The 14,951-nt window shown below is 66.0% G+C and carries 15 protein-coding genes, 1 other RNA gene and 1 pseudogene; 4 read left to right on the top strand and 13 right to left on the bottom strand.

Going from position 1 to position 14,951, the window contains the following annotated elements; genetic code table 11:
- The 4 genes and pseudogenes from RCJ92_RS11185 to RCJ92_RS11200 all read left to right on the top strand — a co-directional run.
- Nucleotides 1–432 (top strand): annotated as a pseudogene (locus RCJ92_RS11185) (3-phosphoshikimate 1-carboxyvinyltransferase); the annotation flags it as partial.
- Nucleotides 429–1,523, top strand: a complete 1,095-nt coding sequence (gene rsgA, locus RCJ92_RS11190) for a ribosome small subunit-dependent GTPase A (RefSeq protein WP_446754601.1) — start codon at nt 429–431, stop codon at nt 1,521–1,523. The pseudogene RCJ92_RS11185 and the gene rsgA, both read left to right, overlap by 4 nt.
- Before the next feature lie 12 nt (nt 1,524–1,535).
- Nucleotides 1,536–2,324, top strand: coding sequence for an inositol monophosphatase family protein (locus RCJ92_RS11195; protein ID WP_138172962.1), 789 nt, complete (start codon nt 1,536–1,538; stop codon nt 2,322–2,324).
- Between the two features lie 28 nt (nt 2,325–2,352).
- A complete protein-coding gene (locus RCJ92_RS11200) occupies nt 2,353–2,967 on the top strand; it encodes a metal-dependent transcriptional regulator (protein WP_446754602.1) in 615 nt (204 codons plus the stop codon).
- 132 nt (nt 2,968–3,099) lie between these two features.
- Here the strand turns inward: RCJ92_RS11200 and RCJ92_RS11205 are convergent, their stop codons facing one another.
- The 13 genes from RCJ92_RS11205 to RCJ92_RS11265 all read right to left on the bottom strand — a co-directional run.
- The gene (locus RCJ92_RS11205) at nt 3,100–3,576 is read right to left on the bottom strand and encodes a DUF2568 domain-containing protein (protein WP_446754603.1); all 477 of its coding nucleotides are present in this window, start codon (nt 3,574–3,576) and stop codon (nt 3,100–3,102) included.
- A 136-nt stretch (nt 3,577–3,712) separates the two neighbouring features.
- On the bottom strand, nt 3,713–4,207 hold the full coding sequence (locus RCJ92_RS11210; protein ID WP_446754604.1) for a hypothetical protein: 495 nt from the start codon (nt 4,205–4,207) through the stop codon (nt 3,713–3,715).
- A gap of 99 nt (nt 4,208–4,306) precedes the next feature.
- Nucleotides 4,307–4,676, bottom strand: a transfer-messenger RNA (tmRNA) gene (ssrA, locus tag RCJ92_RS11215).
- 118 nt (nt 4,677–4,794) lie between these two features.
- Nucleotides 4,795–5,274, bottom strand: coding sequence for an SsrA-binding protein SmpB (smpB, locus tag RCJ92_RS11220; RefSeq protein ID WP_054821108.1), 480 nt, complete (start codon nt 5,272–5,274; stop codon nt 4,795–4,797).
- 54 nt (nt 5,275–5,328) lie between these two features.
- Nucleotides 5,329–6,693, bottom strand: coding sequence for a peptidoglycan DD-metalloendopeptidase family protein (locus RCJ92_RS11225; protein ID WP_446754605.1), 1,365 nt, complete (start codon nt 6,691–6,693; stop codon nt 5,329–5,331).
- 135 nt (nt 6,694–6,828) lie between these two features.
- On the bottom strand, nt 6,829–7,743 hold the full coding sequence (gene ftsX / locus RCJ92_RS11230) for a permease-like cell division protein FtsX (protein ID WP_054821112.1): 915 nt from the start codon (nt 7,741–7,743) through the stop codon (nt 6,829–6,831).
- Nucleotides 7,740–8,555, bottom strand: a complete 816-nt coding sequence (gene ftsE / locus RCJ92_RS11235; protein WP_138172952.1) for a cell division ATP-binding protein FtsE — start codon at nt 8,553–8,555, stop codon at nt 7,740–7,742. The genes ftsX and ftsE overlap by 4 nt, the downstream gene beginning before the upstream one ends.
- Nucleotides 8,556–8,825: 270 nt before the next feature.
- Complete coding sequence (locus tag RCJ92_RS11240; protein WP_138172950.1) at nt 8,826–9,455, bottom strand: CoA transferase subunit B; 630 nt, start codon at nt 9,453–9,455, stop codon at nt 8,826–8,828.
- A 15-nt stretch (nt 9,456–9,470) separates the two neighbouring features.
- The gene (locus RCJ92_RS11245; RefSeq protein ID WP_343834091.1) at nt 9,471–10,238 is read right to left on the bottom strand and encodes a CoA transferase subunit A; all 768 of its coding nucleotides are present in this window, start codon (nt 10,236–10,238) and stop codon (nt 9,471–9,473) included.
- A 166-nt stretch (nt 10,239–10,404) separates the two neighbouring features.
- Nucleotides 10,405–10,536: a putative transporter small subunit gene (locus tag RCJ92_RS11250; RefSeq protein ID WP_212743845.1), complete on the bottom strand. Its 132-nt coding sequence runs from the start codon at nt 10,534–10,536 to the stop codon at nt 10,405–10,407.
- Nucleotides 10,537–12,291: a sodium:solute symporter family protein gene (locus RCJ92_RS11255; protein ID WP_446754606.1), complete on the bottom strand. Its 1,755-nt coding sequence runs from the start codon at nt 12,289–12,291 to the stop codon at nt 10,537–10,539. It abuts the gene before it with no gap.
- A gap of 1,027 nt (nt 12,292–13,318) precedes the next feature.
- Nucleotides 13,319–14,434, bottom strand: a complete 1,116-nt coding sequence (prfB, locus tag RCJ92_RS11260) for a peptide chain release factor 2 (protein ID WP_138172944.1) — start codon at nt 14,432–14,434, stop codon at nt 13,319–13,321.
- 69 nt (nt 14,435–14,503) lie between these two features.
- The coding region (locus RCJ92_RS11265) for a hypothetical protein (protein WP_446754607.1) at nt 14,504–14,951 on the bottom strand (448 nt) is incomplete at its 5' end.

Here is a 14,951-nt window from a genome sequence, read left to right on the forward strand (position 1 = left end):
CTGACCCCCACGCTGGCCGCGCTGTGCGCACTGGCCGACTCCCCCAGCCGGCTGACCGGGATCGGGCACCTGCGGGGGCATGAAACCGACCGGCTCGCCGCCCTGGAACGCGAACTCACCCGGGTGGGCGCCACCGTGCAGGCCACCGAGGACACGTTGCGCATCATCCCGCCCGCCACGCGCCGCGCCGCCGACATGCTCAGCTACGAGGATCACCGGATGGCGACCGCCGCCGCCCTGATCGGGCTGGTGACCCCCGGCACGAGGGTGGAGAACATCGCGACCACCGCCAAGACCATGCCGGACTTCGCACGGATGTGGGAGGCGATGGCCGCGACCGCCGGTACCGCTGACGCACCGGCCGCTGGGGCGCCGTCCAGCAGCACCGCTGCGGGCGGCTCGGCGGACGCCGCGGCAGGAGGCCGCGCATGAGCCGCTATCAGGACTGGGACGAATCCGATGTGCGGGTGCGCCCGAACAAGCGCGGCTCCCGGCCACGGACCAAGGACCGTCCGGCGCACGAACGGGCGAAGATCGGGCGGGTCATCACCGTGGACCGCGGGCGCTACACCGTCATCCTGGAGGAGGACACCGCCGGGGAACGGGTCGTGGTCGCAGCCCGCGCCCGCGAGCTGCGCCGCCAGGCGATCGTGCCCGGGGACATGGTGGCGCTGGTCGGGGACACCAGCGGCAAGCCGGACACCCTGGCCCGGCTGGTGCGCATCGAGGAGCGCAGCACCCTGCTGCGCCGCAGCGCGGATGACACCGACGCCACCGAGCGGGTGGTGGTCGCCAACGTCGACCAGCTGGTGATCGTGGTGGCCGCGGCGAACCCCGAACCGCGCACCGGGTTCGTGGACCGGGCCCTGGTGGCCGCCTATGATGCGGGCATCACCCCGATCCTGTGCGTGACCAAGGCCGATGTGGCCGATCCGGCCGGGTTCCTGGCCTACTACGAAGGACTGGATTTGCCGGTGGTGACTTCCCGGACCACCGCCGGGGCCAACGGGATCGATTCGCAGGCCGCCGACGGCTCCAGCGCCCGGCTGGACCCCGAGGCGCTGGCCACGCTGCGCACCATGCTCGCCGGGAAGGTCTCGGTTGTGCTGGGGCACTCCGGGGTCGGCAAGTCCACCCTGGTCAACGCGCTGACCGGCGCCCAGCGCGCCACCGGGCACGTGAACGCGGTGACCGGGCGGGGCCGGCACACCTCCTCCAACGCGCTGGCGCTGCGCCTGCCGGACGCGCCGGGCAGCTGGCTGATCGACACCCCCGGCATCCGCTCGTTCGGCCTGGGCCTGGTCGACCCGGAGCACGTGCTGGCCGCCTTCGAGGAGCTGAGCCAGATCGCCACCCGGTGCCCGCGCGGCTGCGACCACATGGCCCAGACCCCCGGCTGCGCCCTGCAGGCCTGGGCGTACTCCCCCGATGCCCCGGCCTCGGCCGCCGCCCGGCTCGAATCCTACCGCCGGCTGGTCACCACCGGGGAAACCACCCACGAAAAGGAGCTCGGTGCCCAGTAGCACCACCACGCCATGAACTACACCCTGGATGAGGACCTGTCCTTCGCCCTCGCGCTGGCCGACAAGGTCGACGCGCTGACCCTGGCGCGCTACCACTCCAATGACCTGAAGGTGGAGACGAAGCCGGACATGACCCCAGTCTCCGACGCCGACCGCGGCGCCGAACGGCTGATCCTGGCCGAGCTGGCCGCCCAGCGTCCCGGGGATGCGGTGCACGGGGAGGAATTTGGCGTGCACGGCTCCTCGGCCCGGCGTTGGGTGATCGACCCGATCGACGGGACGAAGAACTTTGTGCGCAAGGTCCCGGTGTGGGCCACGCTGATCGCCCTGCTGATCGACGATGAGCCGGTGCTCGGGGTTGTTTCGGCCCCGGCGTTGGGCCGGCGCTGGCACGCCGCGCACGGGCTGGGCGCCTGGGTAAGCGAGCCGGGCCTGCCCGAGCCGCGCCGCCTGGCCGTCTCCCGGGTCTCCAGCCTCGCCGACGCCTCGGTGTCCTACGCCTCGCTGGATGGCTGGCGTGAACTGGGCCGCCGCGAAAAGCTGATGGAACTGTTCGACGCGGCCTGGCGCACCCGCGCCTACGGGGACTTCTACAGCTACATGCTGCTGGCCGAGGGCGGGGTGGACGCCGCGTTCGAGCCGGAGCTGGAGCTGTACGACATGGCCGCCCTGGTCCCGGTGGTGCGTGAAGCCGGCGGACGCTTCACCTCGATCACCGGGGTGGAGGGCTGCGGCGGCGGCAACGCGCTGGCCACCAACGGCCTGCTGCACGATCAGATCCTGCCCTACCTGCGCGGCTGATGTGCCCCATTCTTCCGATCCGGGCCGGTTGACCACCAGCGAGGAGGACTACCTCAAGGCGCTCTACGCGCTGTCCGAATGGGATTCGCACCCGATCGGCACCGGTGAGCTGGCCGACCAGCTGGGCCTGTCCCCCGCCTCGGTGACCGCCATGGTGCGCAAGCTCGCGGCGAAGCACCTGGTGGATTTTGTCCCGCGCGGGGCGATCAGTCTCAGCCAGTCCGGGCGTGCGGCCGCGCTGAACGTGGTGCGCCGCCACCGGCTGCTGGAGACCTTCCTGAGCCGCGAACTGGGCTACGGGTGGGACGAGGTGCACGATGAGGCCGAACGCCTGGAGCACACGGTCTCCGAACGCTTCATCAACGCCCTGGACGAACGGCTGGGCTTTCCGCGCAGCGATCCCCACGGGGACGCGATCCCCGACGCCCACGGCGAGCACCGGCCCAGCCAGGGGACGCGCCTGGACCACTTCAGCGGCACCGAGGCGCTGATCGTGCGCATCAGCGACGAGGACCCGCACTTCCTGCGCCGCTGCCAGCAGCAGGGCCTGGTGCCCGGGGCGCGCATCGGCCTGCCGCATCGGCTGGATCCGATCGAAGCCTCCATGGTGTGGGTGCGCGCGCCCCGATCCGAGCAGGCATGAGCCGCCGCGTCAGGCAAACACCGGCCCCCGGCGGTCGCGCACCTGCCGGCGGCATAATCCCAGCACGGGCGATGGCCAAGAAATTTATGGTGTAGCGTCAGCGGCGCCGACGCGACAGCACGGGCAGGGCGTTTACCGGGCGGCGCGTCGCCCGCGCGGCCGCTCGCGCAGTTCCTCGGTCTGCACCGGGGCGGGACCCCCGGGCAACGGCCGCGGGTGCGGCACGACGCGCCCACGCGTGCTCAGCACCAGTACGATGCTCACCGCGCTCAACCCGAGCATGATCGCCGGCCAGAACAGGTACTGGGTGGCGCCGGTATGGGCGATGCTCAGCCACAGGGCGTAGCTGCCGATGAGGTAGGCCAGGTGGATGAGTATAACCCGGGTGCGCAGCCGCCAGCGGACCTTGGCCTTCGGCGAGAGCGCCAGCGACCAGATGGCCAGCAGCGGAATCACCACCACGAGGATGGCAAGCACCGGCGGCCAGGGCAGGAAAGTCATGGCGGTAAAGCCGGCGGCAACCAGCAATCCGACTTCGAGGATAAAGGACACCGTCGCATACGCCGCTGAAATACCAGGTGACACCCGCGAGGTCTTGCCAATACCCATCGCTCTTAATCCCACTCCACTTCGGCACTTATTACGTTTCTTCGCTCGTCCAACAGTCTATGTCCTTCGCGCCGGGTGCCGCGACTTGGACGCCTCGCCTCATACCCGCCGGAGCCGGCGGAACGCCGTGCCTCCGCTAGCGCCCGGCCGTGTAGCTTTGGCTCCCGTCACTGGTGGAAACCGTGACCTGGTGCAGGCTTGCGTCGACCTGACGGACGCTTTGCAGAACCTCGGTGGCGATTTTCTTCAGCTGCTCGCGGTCCTCGGCCTCCTGGCTGCTGACCAGCAACTCCAGGTGGCCTTCCTCGGGGGCGAACCAGGCCTGCACCTGACGGTAGGGTGCGTTGAGCTGGGAGACTTCGGTGACACCATAATTGCCCAGCCACTGCCGGATCTTCTCCTCAGCCCAGCGTCCGCGCTGCGCGCTGGTCATGGCCGGCGCGGTGCTCTCCACGAGGGCACCTTCAGCCGGACCGGTGGCCGGAACCGGATCGGAGGGGGCCTCGGTGCTGTGGGCACCGGCCGCACGCTGGATCACTTCCACCCCGCCGATGGCCAGCGCACCGGCGCCAATGATCGCAATCCCCAAGAACAGCAGCATCAGCAGTACCGAACCGCCAGCCTTTTTCATGTACCCCTCCTTATGAACCCCCAATCATCATAGACCGTCCCCGGCTTTTCGGCTGGAGGGCATGACAAAGCCCCGGATCCTGGTGGATCCGGGGCTAGCATGTGGAGATGGGGAGAATTGAACTCCCGTCCGCTGTGGTGTTGCCAGGTCTTCTCCGGGCGCAGTTTGCTGTGGATTTTCTCTGCCCCAGCCATCACGCAAACAAGTGGCTGGTCCGGGCACAGTTGCCTAAATTATGCGATCAACGCCGGCAACGTTCATTGATCGCAGTGGCTATCTAAATGACGTTAGGAACAGGGGCGATAGCATCCCCTGGCTAACGGACTGTCTGGCTGCTTAGGCAGCGAGAGCGAAGTCAGTGCGCTTAGATTCGGCACTTATTTGGTTGCAAAGAGCGTTAACGAGATAACTTTGCGTCCTCGGCCCGCTTCATCTGTCGCGACTCACACCGTCGAAACCGATCATCCCCGTATTTTGTTGTCAACCTTTGATCTCTCAAAGCCAACGACACCTTCCGATGCCCACCTTTTCGGTGCTAATCCATACTAGCGCAGCCCCGGCCAAAGCCCAAGGGGCTGAGAGCCGAATCACGCCGAGCGCCGGTTGCGCTCACGCATCGCCCGCAACGCGTCGCGGTTATCCTGCTTTTCGCGCAACGTCTGGCGCTTGTCGTACTCGCGCTTACCGCGGGCCACACCGATTTCGAGCTTTGCCCGGCCCTCCTTGAAGTACAGGCTCAGCGGGACCACGGTCAGCCCCGTTTCGGCGATCCTGCGTTCGATCTTGCTCAGCTCCTGCCGGTGCAGCAGCAGCTTGCGCCGGCGACGGGCCGCATGGTTCGTCCACGACCCGTTGAGGTACTCGGGGATGTAGATGTTCTCGATGAACAGCTCCCCCCGGTAGAACTGGCCAAACCCGTCAACCAGCGAGGCCTTGCCTTCCCGCAGGGATTTGACCTCGGTTCCGGTCAGCACCATGCCGGCCTCATAGGTATCGAGGATTTCATAGTCATGCCGCGCCTTGCGGTTGCTGGCGATGACCTTGCTTTCCTGGTTCTTCTTAGCCATGGCACTCCTTGTCTTGCACGTACGAAGAATCGCACACAGGGACCAAGTCTAGCGTTAGAGAAGTCCCAATGGGTTCACGGCCTGCCCGTTGATCACGGTTTCAAAGTGCATGTGGCACCCGGTGGAGTTGCCGGTGGTCCCCACGTAGCCGATCAGCTGGCCCTGCTTGACGTGTTGCCCGGCACGGGCCACCACCTGCGACATGTGGTGATAGTTCGTGGCCAAGGCCTTGCCCTTGACGACGCCGTGGGAAATGGTCACCTTGTTGCCGGAGCTACCGCCCCAGCCGGCCATCCACACTTCGCCGTCGGCCGCGGCATGCACCGGTGCTCCGCACTGCCCGCCGAAGCCCCAGTCCACGCCCGCGTGTACATAGCCGCCGCGTCCGCCGTAGTCGATGGTGCCCGCAGGGGTGGGCCGCCAGCCGAAGCTGGAGGTGATCCGGCCACTGGAGACCGGCTTGACCAGACCCCAGCTGCTGGGCTCCGACACGGTCTTGGGGGCCGGTGCCACGTACTTGGGCTTCTTGTAGCTGGCCTTGCGGCCCTCGGCCTTGGCCTGGCGCTTGGCCGCCTCTTCCTTGGCGCGCTGCTCGGCCTCCCACTTCGCCTTGGCTTCGGCCTGGCGCTTGCGCTCGGCTTCTTCCTGACGCTTCTTGCGTTCGGCCGCTTCACGGATCAGACGCTCCTGGCGTTCCTTGATCTGCGCGTTCACGGCCGCGTATTCCTGCTCCTGCTTCTGCAGCTTGGCCTGAATCCGCGGCTTTTCGGCCTCCAGCTTGCTGCTTAGGGCCTCCGTGCTGGCGATCAGCTTGTCCAGTTCGCTCTTGCGCTGTTCGGCCTCATCGCGCGCGGATTCCTCCTGGGCCAGGGCACTTTCGGCCTCAGCCTTCAGTCCCTGGATCTGCTGTTCGACCGCAGCCAGGCGCACCTTGTTGTTCTCGTCGGTGGCCTGCTGCTGCGCCAGGTCGTTGTAGACGCTGTTCTGCGACTCCAGCGCCTTGCTGGCCAGGGTGATGCCGTCGGCGATCTCGGTCGCGGACTCGATGTTCAGGATCATGTCCAGGCCATCGGACATGCCGCCACGCTTGTAGGCCTCCGAGGCGATCTGCGAGATCGTGGACTCGGTTTCCTTCAGCTTGGCCGAATTCTTCTCGATCTCCGCGGCCAGTTCATCGCGGGTCTGCTGTGCGGCAATCAACCGGTCATTCAGGTCCGCCACCGCGGCCTGGGCGTTGGCGACGCGGCTGCGGGCATCGGCCAGGGCCTGCTCGGCGCCGGGCAACTGACCCTGCTGTTCACGCAGTTTGCGATCGGTCTCCACAATGTCGGCGTCCAGAACTTCCATGTCCTCCTGAATGGAGTCAATGTTCTGCTCGACCTGTTTCTTGCGGTCATCCAGTTCGTCTGCCCCTGCCAATGTGGCCGGAACCAGCATCGTCAGCGCCAGAGCGCCACCGACAGTCGCGCGGAGAAACTTACTTCGCACCGCGTGAGACAGCATAGTGCTCCTTAATGAGATTTCTAGTTCCGGTGAAGATCGGCAAAGAATTGGCTAAACCTTCAGGTAGCGCTTCAACGTTACCACTGAAGAAATTGTTGCCAAAATGATACCGATTAGCAAGAGTCCGGGCGCAATCAGCAGAACTTCGTTCGTCGAGATGAACGCGACCCCGAGGTTGTCATTGGCCAGTTTCTCCTCCACGAGGAACTTCACCAGCAGCCAGAGCGTGCCCGATGCCAGCAGGCTGCCAATGACCGCGGCGATCACCCCCTCGATGATGAACGGCAGCTGAATCGAGGTCTTGGAGGCGCCAACCAGACGCATGATCGTGGTTTCCAGCCGGCGGTGCATGGCCGAGAGCTGGATCGTGGTGCCGGTCAGCAGCACCGCACAGACGATCATCACCCCGGCCACCACGGCGGCGGACGCCGAGGCGACGCGCACCAGCTGGAAGACCTTCTCCAGCAGCTCTCGTTGGTCGATCACCGATTCAACGCCGGGGATGGTGGAGAACGTCTCATTGATGACCGGGTACTTCTCCGGGTCATTCAGTGCGATGCGGAAGGACTCGGGCAGCTGGCCTTCCTGGACCTGGTTCAGCAGCGGCGAATTCTCGAACTGCTCCTGGAAGTGCTTGTAGGCCTCGGACTTCGACTCGTAGGCGAACTCCTTGATGTACGGGGACAGCTCGTCGCTCTTGAGCAGCTCTTCGATATGCGAGCGCTGCTCGTCGGTGACCTGCTCACCGGCGCAGTTCAGCTCCTGGGAGTTGTCGTCGCACAGGAAGACCGCAACCTCCATGCGGTCATACCAGTAGCCCTTCATCTGGTTGATCTGCAGCTGCAGCAGCACCGAGGCGCCCACGAAGGTCAGCGACACGAAGGTCACCAGCACCACCGAGACGACCATGACGATGTTCTGCTTGAGGCTCTTTCCCGCCTCGCGGAGGATGAATCCTGGCCTCACTGCTCTCCATCTTTCGTTTCGCTCGAATCCTGTGCCGGCGCATCCTGACCCGTTTCCTTCGCGGCAACGTCCTCGGAGGTGCCAAAGTGCAGCTCGCGCGAGCCGTCCTGCTTGATCACGGTGGTCATCGGCATGTAGCTGCCGCTGGTTTCATCGCGGATGATCTTGCCCTTGCTCAGCTCGATCACGCGGCGCTTGTAGTCGCTGACCAGCTCGTGGGCGTGGGTGGCCATCAGCACCGTGGTGCCGTTCTGGTTGATCCGGTCCAGCACGTTCATCACATCGAGGCTGTTCTTCCGGTCCAGGTTGCCGGTCGGTTCATCGGCCAGCAGGATCGAGGGCTTGTTCACGATGGCGCGGGCGATACCCACGCGCTGCTGCTCGCCGCCGGACAGCTCGGTGGGCTTGCGACGGGCCTTGTCCTCCAGGCCCACCAGCTTCAGCGCCTCGGGCACCCGTTCACGGATCTGGGCGCGCGGCGCGCCAATGACCTCCAGCGCGAAGGCCACATTGTCAAAAACACTGCGTTCGCGCAGCAGCCGGAAGTCCTGGAACACGAATCCGATATCGCGCCGGAGCTTGGGTACACGCCAGCTGGGGATCCGGTTCAGGTTCTGTCCGGCGACGTAGACCGCGCCCTCGGTTGAACGCTTTTCACGCAGGATCAGGCTCAGGAATGTGGACTTGCCGGAACCGGACTCACCGACAAGGAACGCGAACTCGCCTCGGTTAATCTCGATGTTCACATCGCGCAAAGCCGCATTTTGCTGCTTCGGTTCATAGATCATCGAGACATTTTCGAATTTAATCATGTCTTCAATCGCTTGCTAACGTCGGGCGCGACGCAGGCCCCGGGTCCCCACCCACCGACGGCACAGAATGCGTCATTTAATTGAAACCCTATCGGCGCACGCGGCCCTCTCCCCGAATTTGGGCGCGTGTTGCCGGTTTCTTGGCCGTTACACAGCCTACGACATGAGCGGCGTTAATGCGGTTCCCCGCGCCGTGAACCGGCGCGGTGCGGGGCCGGGCCGATCCGCTGCGGCTAAGCCGTCGCCAGGGTCCGAACCCCGGGCTGGGCGCTAGGCGACCAGCGGTGCCTCGGTGCGTTCGCGCACTTCGTCGCGGCTGACGCCCTCGGCCAGTTCGAGCACCGCAAGACCGTTTGGGGTGATGTCGAAAACCCCCAGATCGGTGATGACCCGCTGCACTACCCCGAGCCCGGTGATCGGCAGGCTGCACTGGTTGACCAGCTTGGCGCTGCCGTCGCGGGCGTTGTGCTCCATCAGCACGATGACGCGTTGGGCGCCGTGCACCAGGTCCATCGCCCCGCCCATGCCCTTGACCATCTTGCCCGGAATCATCCAGTTCGCCAGGTCCCCGGCCCCCGAAACCTGCATGGCCCCGAGGATCGCCACATCGATCTTCCCGCCGCGGATCATTGCGAAGCTCATCGCCGAATGGAAGAAGCTGGCCCCGGGCAGTACGGTGACGGTCTCCTTGCCGGCGTTGATCAGGTCCGGGTCCACTTCCTCCTCGGTGGGATACGGCCCCACCCCCAGGATCCCGTTCTCCGACTGCAGCACAACGTCCACGTCGTCGGGCAGGTAGTTGGGCACCAGCGTTGGCATCCCGATGCCCAGGTTCACGTACGCCCCGTCGGGCAGCTCCCGGGCGGCGCGGGCCGCCATCTGCTCACGAGTCCATGCCATGTTCACCACGACCTTTCACTTGGCGCGGGTGGTGCGCCGCTCGATGGGCTTCAGGTGCTGCTCGCCGACCTCCACGATGCGGTGGACGAACACGCCGGGCAGGTGCACCTGGGCCGGGTCCAGTTCACCGGGCTGCACGAGCCGTTCGACCTGGGCCACGCAGATCCGCCCGGCCATCGCCGCCGGCACGGAGAACTGCTGGGCGGCCTTGTTGAAGATCAGGTTGCCGTGGGTGTCCCCCAGCGCGGCGTGCACCAGGGCAAAGTCGGTGACGATGGAGGGTTCCAGCACGTACTGCTCCTCGCGTCCGGCAAAATCGATGGTGCGCACTTCCTTCGGCTGGCTGGCCTTGAGCACCGCGCCGTGCGCGTCGTAGCGCTGGGGCAGCCCGCCGTCGGCCACCAGGGTCCCGACCCCGGTGCGGGTGAAGAACGCCGGGATGCCCGCGCCTCCGGCCCGCAGCTTCTCGGCCAGTGTGCCCTGCGGGGTGAGTTCCACCTCCAGCTCCCCGCTGAGGAACTGGCGTTCAAACTCCTTGTTCTCCCCCACATAGCTGGCGGTGATCTTGCGGATGCGGTGGGCCGCGAGCAGCACGCCCAGCCCCTGCCCGTCCACGCCGCAGTTGTTGGAGACCACGTGCAGGTCCTCGACCCCTGAATCCAGCACCGCGTTGATCAGTTCGGTGGGGTTGCCGGACAGCCCGAAGCCGCCCACGGCGATGGAGGCGCCGTTGCGCACATCGGCCACGGCGACTTCCGGATTGGCAAGGCTCTTGTCGAGCATGGTCTCAGAGCTCCTCGGCTGGCGGCCCGGACACGCTGTGGCCCGGATCACTTGGGCTGACTGCTTAGGCTCATCGTATGACTGCCCCGGGCAGAAAGAAACCCCCGGCCTCGCCCTAGAGGCGAAACCGGGGGGCGGCTGTACTGCGCCGGGCCGCGGCGGACGGCTAAATCAGGTCTTCGCCGTTGCGGCGCGCCTCCAGCCATTCGGCGATGAACCCGCGGGCGATGAAGAACATCACCGCGCCCACGATCACCGGCCAGACCAGCACGTACAGGGATAGTGCGAGGGTACCCATCTAGTTCTCCTTCGTGTTCGTGGTTGCGGTCTCACCCGCGGCGGATGGGGAGGCCGCCGGGGCGACCCCCTTGGCGCTGTGCGCCAGCCGCGCCTTCTTGGCCTCGGCCGCCATCTCCGCCTCCGCGTCGAAGTCGCCGGTGCGTTCGGCGATGAGCGAGAAGTCGAAGTCCATCTTGGAGCGGAAGGACATCAGGTAGCACACGATGGTGCTCACCGAGTAGGCCACCAGCGAGGCGCTGAGGGTGGTGTAGTCGCGCAGGAAGCCGAAGCAGAACGGCGCGGCCACCACCGCGGAGGCGATGCCGACGATTTTTGCGGCCCGGATCCCGAAGAAGCCGAAGCACATCAGCCCCAGCACCACCCCGATGCCCAGCACCGCAAGCAGTTCCACCAGCAGCCCGGTGAACCCGTTGAGCGGGATGAGTTCGAAGCGCACCGGGATGAACACGGTCAGGGCGACCAGCACCGCGGTGGTGAACGCCTTGTTGGTGACCTTGCCCCAGTAGAAGCTGGCCAGCACCGGGAACACCAGGGCGCCCCACAGTGCGCCGACGAAGACCAGCAGGTCCAGGATGTTCAGCTGCAGGCTGGCGAAGATGACCGCCAGCGCGGTGGCGGCAACCATCGTGATCCGCCCCACCAGCAGCATGGTCTTCGGGTTGGCCTTCGCCTTGCCGGCCACGTTCTGGCCGTACACGTCGGCCATCATGATCGAGGACAGCGCGGCCAGATCCGAGTCGGCGGTCGAGGAGAGCGCGCCGATGATCATGATGAAGAACACCGCCAGCAGCACGCCGGGCAGGTAGCTCGCCGCCATTTCCGGGATCAGGTTGTTCATGTCCCCGCCGGTGGGTTCGAAGCCCAGGTATAGGGCCAGCACACCGAGCATGCCCACGCCGATGACCATCGCACCATAGCCGATGGTGGCGGTGATGAAAGTGGGCTTGATCAGGTCCTCACGCACCGCGAAGAGCCGCTGGGCGATGGTCTGGTTGCCGATCGCGTAGGCCAGCACCGCGGCAATGTACGGCGCGCCCTGGTTCAGGAACGCCTCGGAGGAGAAGAAGTTGGACTGCTCGGCGCTCAGGTTCGCCGCACCGGTTTCAAAGGCCGCCGGGAAGTCCGCGGCGAAGAAGATGAACGGCACCAGCACCGCCACCGCCCCGAGCATCGCCATGACCTGTACGAAGTCGGTGAGCACCGAGGCCCGGAAACCGGACCACAGCGTGTACAGCAGCACCCCGGCGGCCACGCACAGCACGCCCTGGATGAAGTTGAACGGCGAGAGCATCGAAATCAGCACGCCGCCGGCGATGAAGTTCGACATCAGGCTGATCAGCGAGCCGACGACGTTGGAACCGGCCAGCATCAGCTGGCTGGAGCGGCCGTGGCGGGCATACATGACCTCGGCCAGGGTGTGGGCCCGCGGCGCGACCTTGCGAATCCGCTTGCCGAAGGGGTAGATGAACAGAATCATCAACGCGCCCCACAACCCGTAGTGGATGGGGCCGGAGATTCCGTAGGTGTAGCCCGAGGTCGCCGAGGCATACATCGACGACGCCCAAATCCAGGTCGCGGTCATGCTGGCCGCGGAAATTCCGAATCCGATCTTGTTGCCGGCGGTCATGTAGCCGTCGGCGTTTTCTTCTTTTTTCCCGATTCGGGTGGAAATCAAGAACGTCCCGCCGTAGAAGAACAGCAGGAGCAATACAACAACAACGGCGCTGAACTGCACCATTTCGGGATGATCCATGCGCCACCTCCTCAATAGACGATGATGAGAAACGGTGCCGGCCGTAAGACCTCACAATGCCGGCACATGGTCCTGCACGTCTGGTCCCGCGGGGCGTTTGCCGCGGGAAATAGTCCTAGCTGACGCGCACAAGCCCTGGGCCCATCAACCACTTCCCCTCTGCCAGTTTTCGTTCGGTGCTCATTCGTTGCGTTCATCCCGGGTATGGGAAGGCCAGGGGTACCCGTGACAGGGGTGCCCCTCGGCTGGTTCAGTCGCGCTTAGGTGGCGATACGACTCGCGCCGCCGGGCTTCTGCCGGCTCGCGGTCCCGGTGTGCTCCGGGCCCTGGTCGTCTTCCGGTGCCGTTTGCCATGCGGCAAGACCTTGTCGATGTGCAAGGCGGCAGCGCTGTGCAGTGCTGTGCCGGGTGCGGACCTGGTGGCCAGGGCACTGCGGCATGGGGAACGATCCTGATTCCCGATCGTTGTTACTTCCCCGTAATCCGATGGTGACATCCATCTCTGCTGATAGATCTTAGCATGATCGCGAATATATGCGACTTCGGATCGTGGTGTGCGTCTCCTGGGCCTACCCCGCGCACGTGCCGGCCAGTGCGTCGACGGGCCGCTGACCGCACGATCACCGGCGGGGTGACCGGCGGGGTCCGGAACCGATGGGCAGGAGTTCGCCGCCTGCCGCAGCCACGGCCGATGGTTGGGACGGCAGCCGTGCAGCGAGCGACAAACGCCCGAATTTTCGGGAAAAAATCGAGGCCCGGCCCTTCCCCGGCGCGCCATCCAACAGTGGGTTCCTGGCCATCCCACCACCCCGGGCCGCCGTGGTTCGCGTCTTTCCACCCGTGGCGCGGATCGGTTCCAGGCGTTGTTCTGGCGCAGTGGATCGGACCCCGAATCCCAACGTGCCGCCGTCCACGGGGAACGGGCGAACGCATAAATATACCCCCGCAGACACTGCCTGCGGGGGTCGGGCCCGCCGCTGCCGCATGCGGCGGGAGCGTGCCGGGTTGGTGGGGCGGGTACCCGCCGCTAGTTCGCCGAGTGGCGCTGACCGGCGCGCCAGCGAATTCCGGCGTCGATGAAGTCGTCGATCTCGCCGTCGAGCACGGCCTGGGTGTTGCCCACCTCGTGCTCGGTGCGCAAGTCCTTGACCATCTGGTAGGGGTTGAGCACGTAGGAGCGCATCTGATCGCCCCAGGACGCCTTCACGTCGCCCGCCAGTTCCTTCTTCTTCGCGTCCTCCTGCTCCTTCTTCAGCAGCAGCAGCCGGGACTGCAGCACGCGCAATGCGGCGGCACGGTTTTGGATCTGCGACTTCTCGTTCTGCATCGACACGACGATGCCGGTGGGCAGGTGGGTCATGCGCACCGCGGAGTCGGTGGTGTTCACACTCTGCCCGCCCGGACCCGAGGAACGGAAGACATCGACCTTGATCTCGGATTCGGGGATCTCGATGCTGTCGGTGGACTCGATCAGCGGCACCACTTCCACCGCGGCGAAGGAGGTCTGGCGCCGGCCCTGGTTGTCGAACGGGGAAATGCGCACCAGGCGGTGGGTGCCGGCCTCGACCGAGAGGGTGCCAAAGGCGTAGGGCTCGTCGATTTCAAAGGTCGCGGACTTCAGCCCGGCCTCTTCGGCGTAGGAGGTGTCCATGATGCGCGCACTGTAGCCGCGCTTCTCCGCCCAGCGGGTGTACATGCGCAGCAGCATCTCGGCGAAATCCGCCGCGTCCACGCCGCCGGCGCCGGCGCGGATGGTGATGACCGCGCCGCGGGAGTCGAATTCGCCGTTGAGCAGCGTGACCACTTCCAGTTCGGCCAGGGAGGCGCGGATCGCCTCCAGCTCCCGGTCCGCCTCCTGCAGGGTGTCCGCGTCGTCCTCCATTTCGGCCAACTCCACCAGCACCTCCAGGTCATCGATCCGGGTGTGCAGTTTCTGCAGCCGCTCCAGCTCGGACTGGCGGTGCGAGAGCCGGGAGGTGACCTTCTGCGCCACGGCCGGGTCGTCCCACAGGTCCGGGGCGCCGGCTTCCTCAGACAGCTGGGCGATGTCCGCCTTGATTTGCTCGACGTCGCTGACCGCCTCGATGGACCGGAAAGTGGAACGAAGCGCGCGCAGTTCAGCAGAAAAGTCTGTTTTAGCCATGATTTAACTAGCCTACGTCATCACGCCCGGCGCCGGAGTCGTTCGGCGCCTGCGCCAACGCACCGGTTTTCAGCGGCTGAGCACGGTGCGGGCGGTGGCGTCCACGTGGATGGGGATCCCGGCCGGCACCAGCCAGCCGACGATCGGCGGGGTCACCCGGGCGGTCAGCTGCACGGTGGCCCCCTGTCCGTCGGGCAGGATGCCGACGCCGCCCACCCCCAGGTCGTCGAAGCGGCCGTGGGCCTGGGTATCGGCCAGGTAGCGGCGCACCGCCTGGGACACCTGCTGCTCGTTGAGCCGGATCTCGGGTTTGGGGCCCTCGCCGACGAGCTCGAATTCGTCGACCGCGGCAATGACCGCCCCGTCCGCGGCGGCCAGCAGCTGGCGGGCCTTGAGGTTCACGGCGCTGGCCGCCAGCACGATGCTGATGGTCAACAGCGTGATCGCCACCAGCCCGATGACCAGCACCAGGCTTTGGCCCGAATCCTCGGTGCCCAGGCGACGGGCCAGTGCCCGC

Source organism: Glutamicibacter sp. BSL13 (assembly GCF_052928425.1).